20 protein-coding genes are annotated in these 20,578 nt (G+C 68.6%); 11 read left to right on the top strand and 9 right to left on the bottom strand.

What is annotated here, in order from left to right; translation table 11 throughout:
* Positions 1-4: 4 nt before the first annotated feature.
* Both IFE19_RS17380 and gpmA read right to left on the bottom strand, forming a co-directional pair.
* Positions 5-613, bottom strand: coding sequence for a bifunctional diaminohydroxyphosphoribosylaminopyrimidine deaminase/5-amino-6-(5-phosphoribosylamino)uracil reductase RibD (locus IFE19_RS17380; protein WP_207827723.1), 609 nt, complete (start codon positions 611-613; stop codon positions 5-7).
* A gap of 32 nt (positions 614-645) precedes the next feature.
* Positions 646-1,359 carry a 2,3-diphosphoglycerate-dependent phosphoglycerate mutase gene (gene gpmA, locus IFE19_RS17375; protein WP_207824518.1) on the bottom strand — a complete coding sequence of 238 codons (714 nt, stop codon included), beginning with the start codon at positions 1,357-1,359 and terminating at the stop codon, positions 646-648.
* Between the two features lie 191 nt (positions 1,360-1,550).
* Here gpmA and IFE19_RS17370 point away from each other — a divergent pair, with 191 nt between their 5' ends.
* The 3 genes from IFE19_RS17370 (at position 1,551) to IFE19_RS17360 (ending at position 5,802) form a co-directional block, all read left to right on the top strand.
* Positions 1,551-3,050, top strand: coding sequence for a phosphomannomutase/phosphoglucomutase (locus IFE19_RS17370; protein WP_207824516.1), 1,500 nt, complete (start codon positions 1,551-1,553; stop codon positions 3,048-3,050).
* A 41-nt stretch (positions 3,051-3,091) separates the two neighbouring features.
* On the top strand, positions 3,092-4,396 hold the full coding sequence (locus tag IFE19_RS17365) for an FAD/NAD(P)-binding protein (protein ID WP_207824514.1): 1,305 nt from the start codon (positions 3,092-3,094) through the stop codon (positions 4,394-4,396).
* Positions 4,397-4,515: 119 nt separating this feature from the next.
* Complete coding sequence (locus IFE19_RS17360) at positions 4,516-5,802, top strand: cystathionine gamma-synthase family protein (RefSeq protein ID WP_207824512.1); 1,287 nt, start codon at positions 4,516-4,518, stop codon at positions 5,800-5,802.
* A gap of 39 nt (positions 5,803-5,841) precedes the next feature.
* On the opposite strand, the gene glmM is transcribed toward IFE19_RS17360, so the two are convergent.
* Complete coding sequence (glmM, locus tag IFE19_RS17355; RefSeq protein WP_207824510.1) at positions 5,842-7,194, bottom strand: phosphoglucosamine mutase; 1,353 nt, start codon at positions 7,192-7,194, stop codon at positions 5,842-5,844.
* 191 nt (positions 7,195-7,385) lie between these two features.
* Between glmM and glmS the strand changes: the two genes are divergently transcribed.
* The 5 genes from glmS to IFE19_RS17330 all read left to right on the top strand — a co-directional run bounded on the left by glmS (position 7,386) and on the right by IFE19_RS17330 (position 12,993).
* The gene (gene glmS, locus IFE19_RS17350) at positions 7,386-9,200 is read left to right on the top strand and encodes a glutamine--fructose-6-phosphate transaminase (isomerizing) (protein WP_207824509.1); all 1,815 of its coding nucleotides are present in this window, start codon (positions 7,386-7,388) and stop codon (positions 9,198-9,200) included.
* A gap of 83 nt (positions 9,201-9,283) precedes the next feature.
* Positions 9,284-10,162, top strand: coding sequence for a UTP--glucose-1-phosphate uridylyltransferase GalU (gene galU / locus IFE19_RS17345; RefSeq protein WP_207824507.1), 879 nt, complete (start codon positions 9,284-9,286; stop codon positions 10,160-10,162).
* A complete protein-coding gene (locus IFE19_RS17340) occupies positions 10,159-10,590 on the top strand; it encodes a GNAT family N-acetyltransferase (protein ID WP_207824504.1) in 432 nt (143 codons plus the stop codon). The genes galU and IFE19_RS17340 overlap by 4 nt, the downstream gene beginning before the upstream one ends.
* 293 nt (positions 10,591-10,883) lie before the next feature.
* Complete coding sequence (locus IFE19_RS17335) at positions 10,884-12,107, top strand: NAD-dependent epimerase/dehydratase family protein (RefSeq protein WP_207824502.1); 1,224 nt, start codon at positions 10,884-10,886, stop codon at positions 12,105-12,107.
* A 10-nt stretch (positions 12,108-12,117) separates the two neighbouring features.
* Positions 12,118-12,993, top strand: a complete 876-nt coding sequence (locus IFE19_RS17330) for an NAD-dependent epimerase/dehydratase family protein (protein ID WP_207824501.1) — start codon at positions 12,118-12,120, stop codon at positions 12,991-12,993.
* On the opposite strand, the gene fabB is transcribed toward IFE19_RS17330, so the two are convergent.
* The 3 genes from fabB to IFE19_RS17315 all read right to left on the bottom strand — a co-directional run bounded on the left by fabB (position 12,990) and on the right by IFE19_RS17315 (position 15,463).
* The gene (gene fabB, locus IFE19_RS17325; RefSeq protein WP_207824499.1) at positions 12,990-14,225 is read right to left on the bottom strand and encodes a beta-ketoacyl-ACP synthase I; all 1,236 of its coding nucleotides are present in this window, start codon (positions 14,223-14,225) and stop codon (positions 12,990-12,992) included. The genes IFE19_RS17330 and fabB overlap by 4 nt on opposite strands.
* 60 nt (positions 14,226-14,285) lie before the next feature.
* Positions 14,286-14,825, bottom strand: a complete 540-nt coding sequence (gene fabA, locus IFE19_RS17320; RefSeq protein WP_207824497.1) for a 3-hydroxyacyl-[acyl-carrier-protein] dehydratase FabA — start codon at positions 14,823-14,825, stop codon at positions 14,286-14,288.
* 68 nt (positions 14,826-14,893) lie between these two features.
* A complete protein-coding gene (locus IFE19_RS17315; RefSeq protein WP_225910325.1) occupies positions 14,894-15,463 on the bottom strand; it encodes an SH3 domain-containing protein in 570 nt (189 codons plus the stop codon).
* Positions 15,464-15,516: 53 nt separating this feature from the next.
* On the opposite strand from IFE19_RS17315, the gene IFE19_RS17310 reads away from it, so the two are divergent.
* Positions 15,517-16,503, top strand: coding sequence for a 2-hydroxyacid dehydrogenase (locus IFE19_RS17310; protein WP_207824496.1), 987 nt, complete (start codon positions 15,517-15,519; stop codon positions 16,501-16,503).
* Here IFE19_RS17310 and IFE19_RS17305 read toward each other — a convergent pair.
* Positions 16,500-17,273, bottom strand: a complete 774-nt coding sequence (locus IFE19_RS17305; RefSeq protein WP_207824493.1) for a HesA/MoeB/ThiF family protein — start codon at positions 17,271-17,273, stop codon at positions 16,500-16,502. The two genes, IFE19_RS17310 and IFE19_RS17305, sit on opposite strands and share 4 nt — an antisense overlap.
* Positions 17,274-17,331: 58 nt before the next feature.
* Positions 17,332-17,742 carry a BLUF domain-containing protein gene (locus IFE19_RS17300; RefSeq protein ID WP_207824492.1) on the bottom strand — a complete coding sequence of 137 codons (411 nt, stop codon included), beginning with the start codon at positions 17,740-17,742 and terminating at the stop codon, positions 17,332-17,334.
* A 142-nt stretch (positions 17,743-17,884) separates the two neighbouring features.
* On the opposite strand from IFE19_RS17300, the gene hslV reads away from it, so the two are divergent.
* Both hslV and hslU read left to right on the top strand, forming a co-directional pair.
* A complete protein-coding gene (gene hslV / locus IFE19_RS17295; RefSeq protein WP_207824490.1) occupies positions 17,885-18,439 on the top strand; it encodes an ATP-dependent protease subunit HslV in 555 nt (184 codons plus the stop codon).
* A gap of 69 nt (positions 18,440-18,508) precedes the next feature.
* Positions 18,509-19,813 (top strand): ATP-dependent protease ATPase subunit HslU, encoded by a 1,305-nt coding sequence (gene hslU / locus IFE19_RS17290; protein WP_207824488.1) that lies wholly within the window; start codon positions 18,509-18,511, stop codon positions 19,811-19,813.
* 18 nt (positions 19,814-19,831) lie between these two features.
* Here hslU and IFE19_RS17285 read toward each other — a convergent pair whose 3' ends face one another.
* Positions 19,832-20,572 carry an alpha/beta fold hydrolase gene (locus IFE19_RS17285; protein WP_207824486.1) on the bottom strand — a complete coding sequence of 247 codons (741 nt, stop codon included), beginning with the start codon at positions 20,570-20,572 and terminating at the stop codon, positions 19,832-19,834.
* Positions 20,573-20,578: the final 6 nt, after the last annotated feature.

The following is a 20,578-nucleotide window of genomic DNA, read 5'->3' as shown; positions in this document are numbered from 1 at the left end:
GGTTTCAGTCGCCCTGTTCGGTCAGCAGGCCCTGGTCGCGCAAGGCCTCGGCCAGGTCGCCCTCATTGGTCCAGAGCCGGGTGTAGCCCGCCTCGCCCAGCCGGTTCAGCTCGGTCGTCAGATCGGCGCGCGGGGCGGCGACGAAGCGGCCGTCGAAACCCTTGCCGTCCTCGCTGATGCGGACCATGGGCCGTCCGGTCTCCAGACGATGCAGGAAGCCTTCGCTAAGAACAGCAGCGTCTTCGGACAGCAGGCCCGTCTCGACCGTCAGGCCCGACTGGCGCAGGCGCTCCGTGCCCCGCCCCGAGGCGAAGGGCGAGGGGTCCAGGGCGGCGATCACCACCCGCTCGACCCCGGCCTCGGCCAGGAAGTGGGCGCAGGACTTGCGGCCCGACGAGCGCGCGCCGCAGGGTTCCAGCGTGACATAGGCGGTCGCGCCCTTCACGGCCTCGCCGGCGGCGGGCACGGCCTGCTCCTCGGCGTGAGGGCGTCCGCCCGGCGCGGTGGCGGCCTCGGCCAGCACGACCCCGTCCTTGACCAGGACGCAGCCGACGGCCGGATTGGGCCAGGTCTCGCCCATGCTGGCCAGCGCCAAGTCAATGGCGCGGCGCATATGGACGGCGTCGTCCTTGCCGGACGCGCTGCTCACGCAATCACCGGCAAGGTTTGCGCCCGGCTTTCGTCCAGATAGCGGGCGGCGACCGGCTTCAGGTCCGCGTCCAGATCAATCTCCAGCGGATTGCCGGTGGGAATCTCGACGCCCACGATCTGGTCGTCCGGCACGGCGAACAACAGTTTGACGATCGCCCGCAGCGAATTGCCGTGGGCGGCGATCAGCACGTCCTCGCCCGCCTTCAGGCGCGGGGCGATCTCGGCGTCCCAATAGGGCTGGACCCGGTCCAGGGTGGTCTTCAGGCTCTCGGTGTCCGGGATGGGCTTGCCAGCGTAGCGAGGGTCGGCGTCGAAATCGAACTCGCCCCCCGGGGCCAGCGGCGGCGGCGGCACGTCATAGCTGCGGCGCCAGACCTTGACCTGATCCTCGCCGTGCTTGGCCGCCGTCTCGGCCTTGTCCAGGCCCGTCAGACCACCGTAGTGACGCTCGTTCAGGCGCCAGTCCTCGACCACCGGCACATCTTTCAGACCCGCCGAATCCAGCGCCAGGGCGCCGGTGCGCTTGGCCCGCGTCAGCACCGAGGTGAACATGACGGCGGGCTTGAAGCCGGCCTCGGCGATCAGTTCGCCGCCGCGACGCGCCTGGGCCTCGCCCTCGGCGGTCAGGTCGACGTCGACCCAGCCGGTGAAGCGGTTTTCCAGGTTCCACTGGCTCTGGCCGTGGCGCAGCAGGATCAGGCGGGGCATGGGCGTCTCCGTAACGTCGTCCTTCGCCTAGGCCGTGGACGCGGGGGCGGTCAAGTTTCACGATGCGGGAAAGCGGCATGCAGCCCGAACCGTCGCGGCGCGTTGTTGGCCTCTCGGGGGACGGCCGCTATACCGCGACGCTAGGGCGCGGAGGGTTCATCCTCGCCCATCGCCTATGCTCAGGAAGACTCATGTTGAAACCGCGCCAGGACATCCGCCCCAATACGGCGGCGTACGAAACCCTTCCGCTGGTCAAGCCGACGGGCTTCCGCGAGTACGACGCGCGCTGGATTCTGGAAAAAGAGATCAACCTGCTGGGCATCCAGGCCCTGGGCCTGGGTCTGGCCACTTATGCCCACGAGATCGGCGTGCGCCCCCGCATCGCCGTGGGCCATGACTTCCGTTCCTACTCCCTGTCGGTCAAGCAGGCCCTTATCCTGGGCCTGCTGGAGGGCGGCATGGAGGTGGTCGACATCGGCCTGGCCCTGTCGCCCATGGCCTACTACGCCCAGTTCGCGCTCGACTGCCCCTGCGTGGCCATGGTCACGGCCAGCCATAACGAGAACGGCTGGACCGGGGTGAAGATGGGCGCTCAGGCGCCGCTGACCTTCGGCCCCGACGAGATCGGTCGCCTGAAGGAGATCGTCCTGAACGGCGAGGGTGTGGCCCGTCCCGGCGGCCGCGTCGAGCGGGTCGAGGGCTTCCGCGAGACCTACATCAAGGACGTGGCGTCCAAGGTGCAGCTGACCCGTCCGCTCAAGGTGGTCGCCGCCTGCGGCAACGGCACCGCCGGCGCCTTTGCGCCCGAGGCCCTGCGCCTGATGGGGGCCGAGGTGATCGAGATGGACACCGACCTCGACTGGACCTTCCCCAAATACAATCCGAACCCGGAAGACCACGTCATGCTGGTGGCGATGGCTGAAAAGGTGAAGGAAACCGGCGCCGACCTGGCCCTCGGCTTTGACGGCGACGGCGACCGCTGCGGCGTGGTGGACGACACGGGCGAGGAGATCTTCGCCGACAAGATCGGCCTGATGCTGGCCCGCGACCTGTCGGCCATCCACCCGAACGCCACCTTCGTCGTCGATGTGAAATCGACCGGCCTCTACAAGACCGACGAAGTGCTCAAGGCCAATGGCGCCGAGACCGTCTACTGGAAGACCGGCCACTCCTACATCAAGCGCAAGACCGCCGAACTGGGCGCCCTGGCCGGGTTCGAAAAGTCGGGCCACTTCTTCCTGTCGGGCGATCTGGGCCACGGCTATGACGACGGCCTGGTCGCCGCCGGCGCGGTCCTGGCCATGCTGGACCGCAACCCCGGCAAGTCGCTGTCGAAACTGAAATCCGCCCTGCCCGACGCCTGGACCAGCCTGACCATGTCGCCGCACTGCGACGACGAGCTGAAGTACGACGTCCTGGCGAAAATCGTGAAGGAATACGAGGAGCTGGCGGCCAGCGGCGGCTCGATCCTCGGCCGCAAGATCGTCGAGGCCATCACCGTCAACGGCGTGCGCGTCCACCTCGAGGACGGCTCCTGGGTCCTGGTCCGCGCCTCCAGCAACAAGCCGGAACTGGTGGTGGTGGTCGAGAGCATGCGCTCCGCCGACGACATGCGCGACCTCTTCCGCAAGGAGGTGAAGCCGCGCCTGGCCGCCCACCCCGAGATCGGCGCCTTCAATCAGGAAATCTGATCCGGATTGACGCGAGCCGCAGGCGCGGGCGAGGTGCAAGAATGAACGACGCCTCCCTCCTGCCTGTGGTCATCGTCGGCGGCGGCTTTTCGGGCGCCATGCTGGCGGCCCGGCTGGCCGAACGCGGACAGGCGTCGATCCTGATCGAACGCGGCGACGCCTTCGGTCCCGGCGTCGCCTACTCCACGACCAATGACGCCCATCGGCTGAACGTCCGCGCCGGACGGATGGGCGCCGTGGCCGACCGCCCCGACGACTTCATCGACTGGCTGGCGGCGCATCATCCCGATCAGGCCGATCCCGACGGCTTCGCCCCGCGTCGCCTCTACGGCCTCTATGTCCGTGATCGACTGACCACGACCGAGACGGCGCATCCCGGTCTGATCCGACGCCTATCCGGTGCCGTCATCGCCGTCGAAGGGCGCTCCGCCATCCTGTCCACGGGAGAGCGGGTTGAGGGTCGCGCCGTGGTCCTGGCCACCGGCAACCCGGCGCCGCGCACCACCCCGACCGGCGAAGACGGGCGCATCATCGCCACCCCCTGGACGCCCGACGCCCTGACGCCCGTCCGGCCCGGCGACGACATCCTGATCCTCGGCGCAGGCCTGACCATGGTCGATGTCCTGCTGACGCTTTCCAGCCAGGGCTGGCGCGGTCGGGCGACGGCGGTCTCGCGTCGCGGCCTCCTGCCCCGCGCCCACGGCCAACATCACGACGCGCCGATCGACCTGCCGCCCGAGGCCCTCAGCGGGCCGCTTTCCATCCGACTGGCGACAGCACGGCGACTGGCCGAGGCCCACGGCTGGCGACGGGTCATGGAGGGCTATCGCCCCATCACCCTGAAGCTGTGGCGCGCGGCGAGCGAGGCCGAACGGTCCCGCTTCCTGCGCCACCTGCGCCCCTGGTGGGATGTCCATCGCCACCGCATCGCCCCCGAGATCGCCGCCGAACTGGACCGCCTGATCGCTGAGCGCCGCCTGACCGTCCGCACCGGCCGCATCCGCAACGTCGAGGCCTCCACCAAGTTCGCCGTCCTGCATCTCTCCACGCGTGATGGTCCCCAGACCCTGTCCGCGCCCTGGCTGATCGACTGCACCGGCCCCGGCCACGACGCGACGACCGCCCCCCTGACCGCCGGCCTGATCGCCGAGTGCCGCGCCCGTCTGGCCGCCACGCGTCTCGGGCTCGATCTCGACGACGCCGGGCGCGTCCTCCACGCCGACGGAAAGCCGGACCCTGTTCTCTATGTCCTCGGCCCGCCCGCCCGCGCCGCCTTCTGGGAGACCATCGCCGTGCCCGACATCCGCCAGCGCATCGAGGCCCTGACCACCCACCTGACGGCCTGACGCAACCCGTCCCCTGGCGGTCGAAACTTCCACCAATCCACGACTTCCTCTCAACGATCCGGCGGCTGGCGGGCCCTTCCTGGGTCGGCTATCACCGGGTCAGGAGAGGAAACAAAAAAATGAACCGTCACCGCACCCGCGTCCTTGGGGACCGTACGCTTGCGCCTGAAACCCTGATGATGGGCTACGGCTATGATCCGGCCCTGTCGGAGGGGGCGATCAAGGCGCCCCTGTTCCAGTCGTCCACCTTCGTCTTCAAGTCGGCCGAAGACGGCAAGCGCTTCTTCGAGGTCGCCTACGGCCTGCGCCAGCGCGACCCGGACGAGGCGCTCGGCCTGATCTATTCGCGGATCAACAACCCCAACCTCGAGATCCTCGAGGACCGCCTGGCGGTCTGGGACAAGGCCGACAAGGCCCTGGTCTTCTCGACCGGCATGGCCGCCATCTCGACCGCCATGCTGGCGATGGTGAGGCCCGGCGACGTCATCCTCTATACGGCCCCGGCCTATGGCGGCACCGAATACCTGTTCGACCGCATCCTGCCCCGCTACGGCGTCAAGGCGATCAGCGTCCCCGCCGCCGAGGGCGCCGACGCCCTGGACGCCGCCATGATCGCGGCTGCGGCTCAGGCGAAGACGACGGGCGGACGCCTGGCCGCCGTCTATCTGGAAACCCCCGCCAACCCCACCAACCAGCTGGTCGACATCGCCCGCGCCGTCGCCGGAGCGAAAGCTGTGGATCAGGCCGAACGTCCGATCGTGGCCGTGGACAACACCTTCCTCGGCCCCCTGTGGCAGAGCCCGCTGGAGCTTGGGGCGGACCTGGTCCTCTATTCCCTGACCAAGTATGTCGGCGGCCACTCCGACCTGATCGCGGGCGGCTGCATGGGCGCCGCCGAGCTGATGGCGCGGGTCGGCGAGATGCGAACCATCTGCGGCACCAACACCGATCCGCACACGGCCTGGCTGCTGCTACGCAGCCTGGAGACCCTGCACATCCGCATGGAGCGGGCCCAGGAAAACGCCCTGATCCTGGCCGAACGCCTGCGCGCCGATCCGCGCGTCAGCGCCGTCCTGACCGCCGGCGGCCCGGACGCCTCGCCCGAGCAACAGGCCATCTTCACGGCCCAGTGCAAGGGTTCGGGCTCGACCTTCTCGCTGGAGCTGCCCGGCGGCGAGGCCGAGGCCTTCCGCATGCTGAACGCCCTGCGGCTGTTCAAGCTGGCGGTCAGCCTGGGCGGGGCCGAGAGCCTGGCCTCCCACCCGTCCAGCATGACCCACTCGGACTATACGCCCGAGGCCAAGGCGCGCAGCGGCATCGGCGACAACCTGGTGCGGCTGTCGGTCGGAATCGAGAACGTCGAGGACCTGTGGGCCGACCTGCAACAGGCCCTGGCCGCGATCTGAGGCAGTCGGCGGGCGCCCTACGCGGCGCCCGCCGAACCCCTACTGGCCCGCCGCCTTCACCGCCGCCGAGACGTCGGAGACCACGCGCTTGACCAGGGCCTCGTCGTCGCCCTCGGCCATGACGCGGATCAGTTTCTCGGTGCCGGACGGACGCACCAGCAGGCGGCCCGAACCGTTCAGCGCGGCTTCCGCCTCGGCCATGGCGGCCTTGACCTTGGCGTCTTCCAGCGGCTTGCCGGCGGTGTAGCGGACGTTCTGCAGCAGCTGCGGCACCGGCTCGAACTGGCGCGCCAGTTCGCTCATCGGCACGCCCTGCTCAACCAGAACCGCCAGCACCTGCAGCGCCGCCATCAGGCCGTCGCCGGTCGTGGCGTGGTCCTTCAGGATGATGTGGCCCGACTGCTCGCCGCCGATGTTGAAGCCGCCGGCGCGCATCCGCTCCATGACATAGCGGTCGCCGACCTTGGTCCGCTCCAGCGTCAGACCCTCGGCTTGCAGCTTCCGCTCCAGACCCAGGTTGGACATGACGGTGGCCACCACCCCCTTGCCGTTCAGGCGGCCGCGTTTGGCCCAGTCCAGGCCGATCAGGGCCATGATCTGATCGCCGTCGACCACATGGCCCTTCTCGTCGCAGATGATGACCCGGTCAGCGTCGCCGTCCAGGGCGATGCCGATGTCGCAGCGATAGCGTTTGACCGCCTCGGACACGGCCTCGGGGTGGGTCGAGCCGCACTCGGCGTTGATGTTCAGGCCGTTCGGCTCGACGCCGACAGGGAAGACCTCGGCCCCCAGTTCATAAAGGGTGGTCGGCGCCACGCGGTAGCCGGCGCCGTTGGCGCAATCGATGGCGATCCGCAGACCCTTGAGACTGAGCCGCTTGGGGAAGGCCGATTTGGCGATCTCGATATAGCGCGGCGGGGCGTCGTCGATGCGCTTGACCCGGCCCAGCTTGTTGGCGGGGGCCAGGTCCTGATCCAGGCCCTCGTCCATCATGGCTTCGATCTTCAACTCGATCTCGTCCGACAGCTTGTAGCCGTCCGGGCCGAACAGCTTGATGCCGTTATCCGCATAGTCGTTATGCGAAGCCGAGATCATGATGCCCAGATCGGCGCGCATGGAGCGCGTCATCATGGCCACGCCCGGCGTCGGCAGGGGACCAAAGGTGCGCACGTCCATGCCCACGCTGGCCAGGCCCGCCACCAGGGCCGGCTCGATCATGTAGCCGGACAGCCGCGTGTCCTTGCCGATCACCACCAGATGGCGACGATCATCGTCGGTGCGGAACAGCTTGCCCGCCGCCAGACCCACGCGCAGCGCGACCTCGGCCGTCATCGGATGGGTGTTGGCCCGGCCGCGAATGCCGTCGGTGCCGAAGTATTTTCTCTCGCCCAAGGGCGTCGTCCTTCGCTGGCGGCTCGTCGGGTTTGCAAAGAAACCTTCCGAAACCCATTTTTTGATGTCGCCGGTCCAAGCTTCCCCTAGACGAAACTCAAAGGGCGGGATGGGCGGAACCCTCTCGCTTACCTCTTACGGCGGCCTCGCGCAAAGCGCGACCGCCCGGCCCCTTCACCGGAGCAGATCCTATGTGCGGCATCATCGGCATCACGGGCGCAGGCGCCGTCGTTCCTCGTCTGATCGACAGCCTGAAGCGTCTGGAATACCGCGGCTATGATTCCGCCGGCATCGCCGCCGTCGTGGACGGCCGCATCGAACGCCGCCGCGCCAAGGGCAAGATCCGCGAGCTGGAAGCCGTTCTGGCCGCCGAGCCCCTCAGCGGGACCATCGGCATCGGCCACACCCGCTGGGCCACCCACGGCGCCCCGACCACGGCCAACGCCCACCCGCACAAGGCCGGCCGCGTCTGCCTGGTCCACAACGGCATCATCGAGAACTTCGCCGAGCTGAAGGCCGAGCTGGAGGCCGAGGGCCGCGTCTTCGAGAGCCAGACCGACACCGAGGTCGTGGCCCACCTGCTGGATCACAAGCTGGCGGCGGGCCTGACCCCGCTCGACGCCTTCAAGGCGACCCTGGACCGTCTGACAGGCGCCTATGCCCTGGCCGTCCTGATCGAAGGCGAGGACGACCTGATCCTCGGCGCCCGTCGCGGCAGTCCCCTGGTCGTCGGCTGGGGCGAGGGCGAGATGTACCTGGGCTCGGACGCCCTGGCCGTCGGCCCCTTCACTCAGAAGATCTCCTATCTGGAAGAGGGCGACTACGTCGCCATGACCCGCTCGGGCGCGCGCATGTTCGACGCCTCCGGCCATCCCGCCGACCGCCCCGTGGTCCAGGTTTCGGCCTCCTCGGCCATGGTCGAGAAGGGCGCCTATCGCCACTTCATGGAAAAGGAAGTCCACGAGCAGCCGGACAGCGTCCAGCACACCCTGTCGGAATACCTCGACCTGGTGACGGGCGCGGCCAAGCCGCAAAGCGTGGACTTCGCCGCCGTCGATCGCATCCAGATCATCGCCTGCGGCACCGCCTTCTACGCCGGTCAGATCGGCAAATACGCCTTCGAGAAGTATGCGGGCCTGCCCTGCGACGTCGAGATCGCGTCCGAGTTCCGCTACCGCTCCCCGGCCCTGACGCCCGGCACGGTGGCCGTGGCCGTCAGCCAGTCAGGCGAGACCGCCGACACCCTGGCCAGCCTGACCTGGTGCAAGGCGCAGGGGCTCAAGACCGCCGCCGTCGTCAACGTCCACACCTCCTCCATGGCGCGCGAGGCCGATGTCCTGTGGCCGACCCACGCCGGGCCTGAGATCGGCGTCGCCTCGACCAAGGCCTTCACCGCCCAGGTTTCGGCCCTGCTGGCGCTGGCCGTCGCTGCAGGCGTGGCGCGCGGCAAGATCGATGCGACGCGCGAGGCGGAACTGGTCAAGGCCCTGTTCGAGGCCCCTCGCCTGATCGCCGAAGCCCTGCAGATGGACGGCCAGATCCGCGCCATCGCCCACGACCTGGCCAAGGCGACCGACGTCCTCTTCCTGGGCCGGGGTGCCATGTTCCCCCTGGCCATGGAGGGCGCGCTGAAGCTGAAGGAGATCAGCTACATCCACGCCGAGGGCTACGCCGCCGGCGAGCTGAAGCACGGGCCGATCGCCCTGGTGGACGAAAAGACCCCGATCATCGCCCTGGCCCCGCTGGACGAGGTCTATGAGAAGACCGCGTCCAACCTGCAGGAAGTCGCCGCGCGCGGCGGCCCTGTGGTCATGATCGCCCCGGCGAGCGCGCCCGCCCCGCACGGCGCCGGCATCCGCCGCGTCGACGCCCCCGACTGCCACCCGCTGATCGCGCCCCTGGTCTACGCCGTGCCTGTGCAACTGCTGGCCTATTACACCGCCGTCCAGAAGGGCACGGACGTCGACCAGCCCCGCAACCTGGCCAAGTCGGTGACGGTGGAGTGACCCGTCCCGCGCGGGGGCATCCGTTTGGAACCGTCACGATTTCCGCCTATGAAGGCCGGCTAACGGCTGTTTCAGGACGACTGATGACGACTTCCCCCGCGCGCCTTCGCAAGGCGGTTCTCCCCGTGGCCGGCCTGGGCACCCGCGTCCTGCCCGGCACCAAGACCACGCCGAAGGAGCTGCTGAACGTCGTCGACCGGCCGATCCTGTCCTACATCGTCGAAGAGGCGCGTGAGGCGGGGATCGAACACATCGTCTTCGTCACCGGCCGCGCCAAGCAGGCCATTGAGGACTATTTCGACCACCAGATCGAGCTGGAGGCCCAACTGGCGGCCAAGGGCAAGACCGAGATCCTGGCGGCCATGAACGCCGAACTGGCCACCGCCGGCGAGATGAGCTTCACCCGCCAGATGCAGCCCAAGGGTCTGGGTCACGCCGTCTGGTGCGCCCGCGACATCATCGGTCACGAACCCTTCGCCGTCATCCTGCCCGACGTCATCGTGGATTCGCAGCCGGGCGCCCTGAAGCAGCTGGCGGACCTCTACGCCCAGGTCGGCGGCAACGTCATCGGCGTCGAGGCCGTGCCGGAATCCGAAACCCACAAGTACGGCATCGTCGATCCGTCCAGCCGCGACGGCCGCCGCTTCGCCATGAAGGGCATGGTCGAGAAGCCGAAACAGGGCACGGCCCCGTCCAACATGTCGATCTCGGGCCGCTACATCCTGCAGCCGGAAATCTTCGACCTGCTGGAGACCCAGGAAAGCGGCGCGGGCGGCGAGATCCAGCTGACCGACGCCATGGACCGGCTGATGAAGACCCAGACCTTCACCGCCTACGAATACGAAGGCGTGACCCACGACTGCGGCGACAAGATCGGCCTGCTGCGCGCCAACCTCGCCCTGGCCCTGAAACGCCCCGATCTGAAGGACGCCGCCCGCGCGGCGCTCGAAAGCCTGTTGTGATCCGACCGGCGACGCCGGCTGACGCCACGTCCCTGACCGCCGTCTGGCGGCGCGCGGTCGAGGCGACGCACCCTTTCCTGACGCCCGATGCGGTGGACGCCATCGAGATCGACGTCGCCGCCTGGCTGAACAGCGGCGACCCTAACCTCTGGGCCTGCGACCAGGACGGGGCGCCGGTCGCCTTTCTCGGCCTGTCCGGCGACGAGCTGGCGGCCCTGTTCGTGGACCCGCGCCTGCACCGTTCCGGCATCGGCCGGCGGTTGGTCGATCACGCCCTGTCGCGGGGCGCCCGGCGTCTCAGCGTCAATGAGGATAACCCCGGCGCCCGCGCCTTCTACGAACGCCTGGGCTTCCGAGCCGTGGGCCGCGCCGAGACCGACGACGCGGGCCGCCCCTATCCGCTGATCCTGATGGCCCTGAGCCGATAGAACGACGAACCGGAACGAAGAAGCGCGGCCGCCTTCACATCAAGGCCCGCCAATCCCTGAAAATCAGCGGCCTTGCGCCACGCCGCCCCCCTCCAAACGCGCCGCCCCTTCGCCTCGCTCCAAGCTCCCTTGAGCATGGCCATCTCCCTGATCCCCATCACTGAATTTCAGACCGATTGGACTCTTTGGACTCTGTTTTTCCGCCCGCCGCCGGTCCGCGCCCAAGCGCCGCGCTTTCACCCCCGCGCGCGTTCGGCTAGGCATTACAGGACGTTGATACGAGGGTTCGACTGATGCGCGTGATGATCCTGGGCGGCGACGGCTTCTGCGGCTGGCCCACGGCCCTGCACCTGTCGGCGCGCGGCTGGGAGGTGCTGATCGTCGACAACCTCAGCCGCCGCAACATCGACAATGAGCTGGAGGTCCAGTCCCTGACCCCGATCCGCACCATGGGCGAGCGTATCGCCGCGTGGAAGGAGGTCAGCGGACGCTCCATCGACTTCGTCAACCTGACGGTCGGCAAGGAATTCGACCGTCTGGTCGCCCTCATCAAGGACTGGGCCCCCGACAGCGTCGTCCACTTCGCCGAGCAGCGGGCCGCCCCCTATTCGATGAAGTCGGCGCGGCACAAGCTCTACACCGTCGACAACAATATCAACGCCACCCACCACCTGCTGGCGGCCATCGTCGAGAGCGGGCGCGACGTTCACCTGGCCCACCTGGGGACCATGGGGGTCTATGGCTACACCACGGCGGGCCTGCGCATCCCCGAGGGCTATCTGAAGGTCACGGTGGACACCGACCACGGCCCCACCGAGCAGGAAATCCTGTTCCCGCCCAATCCGGGCAGCATCTATCACATGACCAAGACGCAGGACGCCCTGCTGTTCCAGTTCTATGCCCGCAACGACGGCCTGCGTATCACCGACCTGCACCAGGGCATCGTCTGGGGCGCCCAGACCGAGGAGACAAAGCAGGACGAGCGCCTGATCAACCGTTTCGACTATGACGGCGACTACGGCACGGTGCTGAACCGCTTCCTGATGCAGGCGGCGGTCGGCTATCCGCTGACGGTGCACGGCTCGGGCGGTCAGACCCGCGCCTTCATCCACATTCAGGACACGGTGCGCTGCGTCGAACTGGCGCTGAAGAACCCGCCGAAATCGGGCGACCGCGTCAAGATCCTCAATCAGATGACCGAGAGCCGCCGCGTCCGCGATCTGGCCGCCATGGTGGCCGAGATGACCGGGGCCAAGGTCCACAACGTGCCCAACCCGCGTCAGGAAGCCGACGAGAACGAACTGGTCGTCGCCAATGACCAGTTCCGCGACCTGGGCCTGAAGCCGATCACCCTGGCCGAGGGTCTGATGGCCGACGTCACCGACATCGCCCGCCGCTACGCCGACCGCGCCGACCACGCCAGGATCCCCTGCGTCTCCAGTTGGAACGGCAAGCGCGCCCAGGCGCTGCAGTTCCAGGGGACGGACGCCGCCCCCGTCGTCGCCAAGACCGCCTGACCGGACCGCCATGACCCAGCCTGCCCCCGCCGCCCTGTCCTTGCTCGTCTTCGGCGGCGGCTATCTGGGGTTAGCGGCGGCGCGCGAAGCCATCCGACGCGGCGGTCGCGCCTTCGCCACCTCCCGCGATCCGGCGCGGCGGGCGGAACTGACGGCGGCGGGCGTCATCGCCGTCGATCCGGCCGACGCCGCCGCCTTGCAGGCCGCTGTGGCCAGCGCCTCGGCCATCCTGATCACCGCCGCCCCCGACAGCGCCGGCTGCCCCGGCCTAAAAGCCCTGATCCCGGCGATCAGCGCCGCCCAGGCCTATCCCGACTGGATCGGTTACGTCTCCTCGACCGCCGTCTACGGCGACCGGGCTGGCGGCTGGGCCTTCGAGGACGACGAACTGAACGCCGCCAGCGTCGAGGGCGCGCGCCGGGTACGCGCCGAACAGGATTGGCTGGACGCGGGGCGCGGCATGGGTCTGACGGTGCAGATCTTCCGTCTGCCCGCCATCTACGGTTCCGGCCGTTCGCCGATCGACCGCTTGCGCGACGGCAGCGCCCGGCTGGTGAAGAAGCCCGGCCAGGTGTTCAACCGCATCCATGTCGAGGACGCCGTGGCCGGCTTCTTCGCCTCCATGGCCCGCCCGCATCCCGGCCGCGCCTACACACTGGCCGACGACGAGCCAGCGGCGGCGGACGTGGTGATCAGGGGGGCGGCGACGCGCCTCGGCCTGCCCCTGCCGCCCGAGGTGTCGCTGGACGATCCGTCGGTGTCGGACGCCATGCGGCGCTTCTACAATGACTCCAAGCGCCTCTCGAACGCACGCGCCAAGGCCGAACTGGGCTGGCGGCCCAGATACCCGACCTGGCGCGAGGGGCTGGAGGCCCTGATCGCCTAGGCTGGAACCTTGGACAGGATCAGGGTGCCGTTGGTGCCGCCGAAGCCGAAGCTGTTGGACATGACGTGCTTCAGTTCGCCGTCGTGGCGCTGACGCAGGATCGGCATGCCCTCGAACTCGGGGTCCAGGTTCTCGATGTGGGCGCTCTCGGCGGCGAAGCCGTGCTTCATCATCAGCAGGCAGTAGATGGCTTCCTGGGCGCCGGCCGCGCCGAGCGAGTGGCCCGTCAGCGACTTGGTCGAGGAGATCATGGGCAGGTCGTCGCCGAAGACGTTGCGTACAGCGCCCATCTCCTTGGCGTCGCCGACCGGGGTCGAGGTGCCGTGCGGGTTCAGGTAGTCGATCTTGGGGTCGCCCGCCATCTTGAGCGCCAGCTTCATGCAGCGCTCGGCGCCCTCGCCCGAGGGAGCCACCATGTCATAGCCGTCCGAGTTGGCGGCGTAGCCGGTGACTTCGGCGTAGATGGTCGCGCCGCGCGCCACGGCGCGTTCGTATTCTTCCAGCACCACGATGCCGGCGCCGCCGGCGATAACGAAGCCGTCGCGGTCCTTGTCATAGGCGCGCGAGGCGACCGAAGGCGTCTCGTTGAAGTTGGAGGACATGGCGCCCATGGCGTCGAACATGTTCGACATGGACCAGTCGATGTCCTCGCAGCCCCCGGCGAAGACCACATCCTGCTTGCCCCAGGCGATCTGCTCGGCGGCCGCGCCGATGCAGTGAGCCGAGGTCGCGCAGGCCGAGCTGATCGAATAGTTGATGCCCTTCAGCTGGAACCAGGTGGCCAGGACCGCCGAGGGACCGCTGGCCATGGCCTTGGGCACGGCGAAGGGGCCGACGCGCTTGGGGGAGCCCTTTTCGACGGTGGTCTGGGCCGCCTGCAGGATGACCTGGGTCGAGGGACCGCCCTCGCCAACGATCAGGCCGATGCGCTCGTCCTGGATCTCCTCGGCGGTCAGGCCGCTGTCCTTGAGCGCTTCTTCAAAGGCGATGTGCGCCCAGGCCGTGCCGTTGGCCAGGAAGCGGGCGGCGCGGCGATCCACCAGCGGCGCCCAGTCCTCGGCGGTGACGCCGAGCGCCGGCGGCGCCCAGACCTGGGAGCGGAAGCCGTACTTGGCGTGGTCGGCGGCGTGCTGGACGCCCGACCTGGCTTCGCGCAGGGAGGTCGTGACCTCGTCCTGGCCGGTGCCGATGGAGGAGACGATGCCCAATCCGGTGACGACGACACGCCGCATGGTGTTTCCTAACATTCAGTCTTCAGGCGCCGCGTTGGCCGCGGTCTGCGTTAAATGGGGTCAAGCGTCCGTGGACGCCACCGTGGCCGCGCCGCCGAACAGGCCGACGCGCATGTCGGCGCAGGTGTAGATGACCTCGCCGTCGGCCTCTAGCACGCCGTCGGCGATGCCCATGACCAGCTTACGGTTGATGACGCGCTTCAGGTGGACCTTGTAGACCACCTTCTTGACGTCCGGGGTCACCTGGCCGGTGAACTTGACCTCGCCGACGCCCAGCGCCCGGCCCTTGCCGGGGCCGCCGATCCAGCCGAGGTAGAAGCCGACCAGCTGCCACATGGCGTCCAGGCCCAGGCAGCCCGGCATGACCGGATCGCCGATGAAGTGACACTGGAAGAACCAGAGGTCCGGGTTGATGTCGAGTTCCGCCTCGACATAGCCCTTGCCGTAGTCGCCGCCGTCAGCGGTGATGGTCTTGATGCGATCGAACATCAGCATCGGCGGGGCCGGCAGTTGGGCGTTGCCGGGACCGAACAGCTCGCCGCGGCCCGAGGCCAGCAAGCCTTCATGATCGAACGACGACGGATATTGGGACTGGCTCAAGGCTGACGCTCCGGAAGTGTTGCGGGCGGGTTACACGACCCGGCGCGCCCGCTCAACTGTTGTGAAGCCTACCGACGTCCGGCGCCGGCGGGGCGGGCGGCGTTGCACAGGGCGCGCTCCTGGGTTCCGAACACGGCGCGCTCGGGCAGCCAGCCGCGAATTTTGCGCGCCCGCACCCGGCACCAACCCTCTTCGCACTCGTCCAGCGAGACAATAGAACGCGGCGACAGTCGAGCCCGCACCGACGAGGTCGCGGACCGGCCGGAATGGATCAGGATTTCTTCGGCCGAGCGGTTGAAGACGCTGCGGCGGCCAGACGCCACGGTGCGATGGATCCAGGCGACGGAGCCGTCGGGGTCGCAGATCTTGCGCCATTCCCGGGTCTCGGCGATCACCTGCACGGGCAGGCCGGCGGCGCGGTACTCCCACAGGATCTGGTAGTCGAGGCCCGGTCCCTGACGCGCCCGAACCTGGGAGGATTTCAGCGTGACCCAGCGCGGCACTTCCAGTCCGGTCGGGGTGGGTCGACCATCAGGCATGGTCGCCCCGGCGCCCGCGAGGACGCCCGCTCCGAGGACGAAGGCGATGACGGCGATACGCCGGAAACTTTTGAACCTGACCACAGCTTTGCTAGACACCGGATCGACACGTCCCGCACGAACGCTTCCGCCCGTCGAAACCCAGGCTCCCTATGTCCGCTCGCAAGCTTAAGGTCGTATTAACCAGACGCCTGCCCGACGCGGTGGAAACACGCCTGCGCGAACTGTTCGACGCCGAGCTGAACCTGACCGACCGGCCGATGTCGCGCGACGACTTGGCCGTCGCCCTGCAACGGGCCGAAGTCTTGGTCCCGACCATCACCGACCACCTGGACGCAGACCTGATCGCAGGCGCGGGCGAGCAGTTGAAGATGATCGCCAACTTCGGCGCGGGGGTGGATCACATCGACATCGACGCCGCCGTGGGGCGCGGGATCATCGTCACCAACACCCCCGGCGTCCTGACCGAGGACACCGCCGACCTGACCATGAGCCTGATCATGGCCGTCAGCCGCCGCATCGTCGAAGGCGCCAATGTCGTCGCGGCGGGACAGTTCGAGGGCTGGAGCCCGACCTGGATGTGCGGCCGCAAACTGTGGGGCAAGCGCCTGGGCATCGTCGGCATGGGCCGCATCGGCCAGGCCCTGGCCCGCCGGGCCAAGGCCTTCGGCATGCAGGTCCACTACCATAATAGGAAACCTGTCTCGGACATGATCGCCGAGGAGCTGGGCGCGACCTGGTGGGATGATCTGGATCAGATGCTGGCGCGAATGGACGTCATCTCGCTGAACTGCCCGGCCACCAAGGACACCCATCACATCCTGTCGGCGGAACGCATCGCCCGGCTGCAGCCCCACGCCATCCTGGTCAACACGGCGCGCGGCGAGCTGATCGACGAGGCGGCCCTGGTCGAAGCCCTGGACCGCCGCGCCCTGTTCGGCGTGGGTCTGGATGTGTTCGAGCACGAACCGGCGGTGCACCCCGGCCTGATGGGGCGCGCGAACGTCGTCCTGCTGCCCCACCTCGGCTCGGCCACGATCGAGGCGCGTCAGGACATGGGTGATCGCGTCATCGCCAACATCATGACCTACCAGAACGGCCACCGCCCGCCGGACCGGGTCATCCCGGCCATGCTCTAGGCGTGAGCTGATCCGCAGATCGGGCAGGCGGGGTCGGCGGCGACCTTCACCACGCGGCTGCCGCCCGCCAGACCGTCATAGAGCATCAGGCGGCCGCTCAGCGGCGCGCCCGCCCCGGTGATCAGCTTGATCGCCTCCAGCGCCGCCATGGCGCCGATCACCCCCGCCAGGGCGCCGACCACCCCAACGCGAGCGCAGGTCTCGGCGTCGGGCGGGGCTTCCGACACCAGACATTGATAGCAGGGCTGGCCGGTGAAGACCCCGACCTGACCGTTCCAGCGACCCAGGGCGCCGGACACCAGGGGCCTGCCCGTCGCCACGCAGGCGGCGTTGACGGCGAACCGCGTGTCGAAGTCGTCGGTTCCATCCAGGACCACGTCGAACTGCGCGATCAGAGCGCGGGCGTTGTCGGGCGTCAGCCGCTCGGGCAAGGCTTCGACAACGACGTGAGGATTGAGGGCGGCCAGATGTCCGGCCCCCGCCTCGACCTTGGGCCGCTCGGCGTCGGCGGTGGTGAAGATGATCTGCCGCTGCAGGTTGGACAGGGCCACCGCGTCATGATCGATCAGGCCCAGGGTCCCGACACCGGCGGCGGCCAGATAGAGGGCGGCGGGGGCGCCCACCCCGCCCAGACCAATGATCAGCACCCGTGCGCGCTTCAGCGCCTGCTGGCCGGGGCCGCCGATCTCGGACAGGACCAGCTGACGCGCATAGCGCTCGACCTCCTCATCGGAGAAACGGGCAGGGGTGGGGGCAAGGGACTGGGTCACGCGACCCTGTCTAGCGCAGACGGTCTCCGCCGTCAGGTGGAGGCCGTCACAGGCGACGTCAGGCCGGAAGCGGCAAGGCGCCCGCGGCGGCGCTCAAAAGCGCCTCGGCCCGATCCGGACTCAACTGGTCCAACGTCGCACCGCTCAGGACCCGCGTGGCGTCCGGCGTCATCTCGACCAGGGTCATCGGCCATTCCCGAAACAGGCGCTCTGACACGTCCTGGTCGGACAACAGTCGCAGGTTTTCGTGGCGGGGGTCGGCGCGCAGCCGATCCATCAGCCGGTCCACGTCGGCGCGGCGCCCCTCGATGGCCTGCATGAAGCGTCCGCCGTGGCGCATCAGGACCCCCGTCAGGCCATCGCGACGGTTGTTGCGGTCCGAGGCGCCGAGGATTTCGGCCAGAACGAGAAGGCTGGTCGCCGCGCCGCCGACGGCGTCGCTGACATAGATGGCGCGGTGCAGAGGCAAGGCGGTACTCGAACAGGACGCGAAAGCTACGCAACTGCGAGGGTCCGTGTCACGGACGAGACCCGCAAGCAAGCTGCGCCGTGCATCCCTGCGGCGTGGCGGCGTCTTGCGAGGACGTCTGTTCCTCGCCATCTGATCGCCCATGACCCAGACCTCAAGCTTTCCCGACTGGCACGGCACCACCATCCTGGCGGTGCGCAAGAACGGCCGCACCGTCATCGCCGGCGACGGCCAGGTCTCGATGGGCCCCACCATTGTCAAGGGCGCGGCGCGCAAGGTGCGCACCCTGGCGGGCGGCAAGGTTCTGGCGGGCTTCGCTGGGGCCACGGCCGACGCCCTGACCCTGATCGAGCGGCTGGAAGCCAAGCTGGAGCAGTATCCCGACCAACTTGCGCGGGCCTGCGTCGAACTGGCCAAGGATTGGCGCACCGACCGCTATCTGCGTCGGCTGGAGGCCATGCTGCTGGTCGCCGACAAGGACACCATTCTGACCGTCACCGGCGTCGGCGACGTGCTGGAGCCGGAATACGGCGTGGCCGCCGTCGGCTCTGGCGGCAACTACGCCCTGGCCGCCGCCCGCGCCCTGATCGACGAGCACACCGAACTGGACGCCGAACAGATCGCCCGCAAAGCCATGAAGATCGCCGCCGACATCTGCGTCTACACCAACGGAAACCTGACCATCGAAAGCTTGTGAAGGCGCTCAAGCAGTGAGCCGCCGCGCGGCGAACGATAGCGCCGCACACAAGCCCTTCTGGAAAAAAGTATGACCGACCTTTCTCCCCGCGAAATCGTTTCCGAACTGGACCGCTATATCGTCGGCCAGGACGACGCCAAGCGCGCCGTGGCGGTGGCCCTGCGCAACCGCTGGCGCCGCAAGCGCGTGCCCGAGGATCTGCGCGACGAGGTCACGCCCAAGAACATCCTGATGATCGGCCCGACGGGCGTCGGCAAGACCGAGATCGCCCGGCGTCTGGCCAGGCTGGCGGGCTCGCCCTTCCTCAAGGTCGAGGCGACCAAGTTCACCGAGGTCGGCTATGTCGGTCGCGACGTCGATCAGATCATGCGCGATCTGGTCGAGAGCGCTCTGGTCATGGTGCGTGACAAGCGCCGCTCGGGCGTCAAGGCGCGCGCCGAAGGTCAGGCCGAGGAGCGCATTCTGGACGCCCTGGTGGGCGCAGGTTCGCAGCCCGCCACCCGCGACGCCTTCCGCAAGAAGCTGCGCGCCGGAGAACTGGACGACAAGGAGATCGAGATCGCCTTGGCCGATACGGCGTCGCCCCTGCAAGGGCTGGATATGCCGGGCGGCGGCGGCAACGTCGGTCTGCTGAACCTGTCCGACCTGCTGGGCAAGATGGGCGGCGGGCGCACCAAGACGGTCAAGCTGACGGTGGCCGAGGCCATGGCGCCCCTGACCACCGAGGAAAGCGACAAGCTGCTGGATCAGGAGAGCCTGACCAAGGAAGCCCTGCTGCTGGCCGAGAACGAAGGCATCGTCTTCCTTGACGAGATCGACAAGGTGGCCGCGCGTCAGGGCGCGTCCGGGGCCGATGTGTCGCGTGAAGGCGTGCAGCGCGACCTGCTGCCCCTGATCGAGGGCACGACGGTATCGACCAAGTACGGGCCGGTGAAGACCGACCATGTCCTGTTCATCGCCTCGGGCGCCTTCCACGTGGCCAAGCCGTCGGACCTGCTGCCCGAACTGCAGGGCCGCCTGCCGATCCGGGTCGAGTTGAAGGCCCTGACCCGCGACGACTTCAAGCGCATCCTGACCGAGCCCGAGGCCAACCTGATCCGTCAGAACCAGGCCCTGCTGGAGACCGAAGGGGTCGCGCTGGTCTTCACCGACGACGCGGTCGAGGCCATGGCCGACGCCGCCGTGGCCGCCAACTCCACCGTCGAGAACATCGGCGCGCGCCGGCTGCAGACCGTGCTGGAGCGGGTGCTGGAAGAGACCAGCTTCAAGGCCTCGGACCTGTCGGGCCAGACCCTGACCTTCGACGGCGACATGGTGCGCGAAAAGGTCGGCGAGCTGGCCAGGAACATCGACCTGAGCCGGTTCATCCTGTGATCGGACGGCGGTGCGAGGTCAGCCCCGCATCGCCTCCACCGCCTCGATCAGACGCGTCAGATCGCGCGGCGTCGACAGCCGGTGGTCGCCGCCCTCGATCAGGTCCAGACGCAGGTCGCCGCCGGTCAGGCGTTCGGCCAGCTCGACCTGATGGCGCCACGGCACCACGTCGTCGGCGCGGCCTTGCAGCACATGGATCGGCGCCGTGATCTCGATCACCCCGTCCAGCAGCAGCCAGTCGCGCGCCTCCTCGAACATCCGCCGCGTCAGGACGTAGGACCCCAGCCCCTCCTCGGTAATGACCGTCTCGCCCTCGCGCAGGATGACCTGGCGTTCGTGGTCGGCCAGACCGGGCCACATCAGCTTTTCGGTGAAGTCCTGGGCCGGATTGACCAGGACCAGGCCCTTGACCCTTTCGGGCCGCGCCAAGGTCGCCAGCAGGGCGACCCAGCCGCCCATGGATGAGCCGACCGGGATCACCGGCCCCTGAAGGCTGTCGATCAGGGCGACGGCGTCCTCGCGCCAGCGACCGATGGTGGCCTGCCTCCAGTCGCCCGAGGACTGGCCGTGGGCGAAGTGGTCGTAGCGGACGTAGTTCCACCCGCGTTCGCGCGCAGCGACGTCCAGCGCCAGAGCCTTGGTCCCCTCCATGTCCGAACGGAAGCCTCCGATCCAGATCACGGTCGGGCCGGCGCCCTTGACCGTCTTGAAGGCCAGGGTCTCGCCGTCGGGGCGGCTCAGGGTCTGGATGTCGGACATGGCTTC

It is taken from the genome of Brevundimonas pondensis (assembly GCF_017487345.1).
Classification (GTDB): Bacteria; Pseudomonadota; Alphaproteobacteria; order Caulobacterales; family Caulobacteraceae; genus Brevundimonas; species Brevundimonas pondensis.
This window is presented reverse-complemented; position numbering and strand designations above follow the sequence as displayed.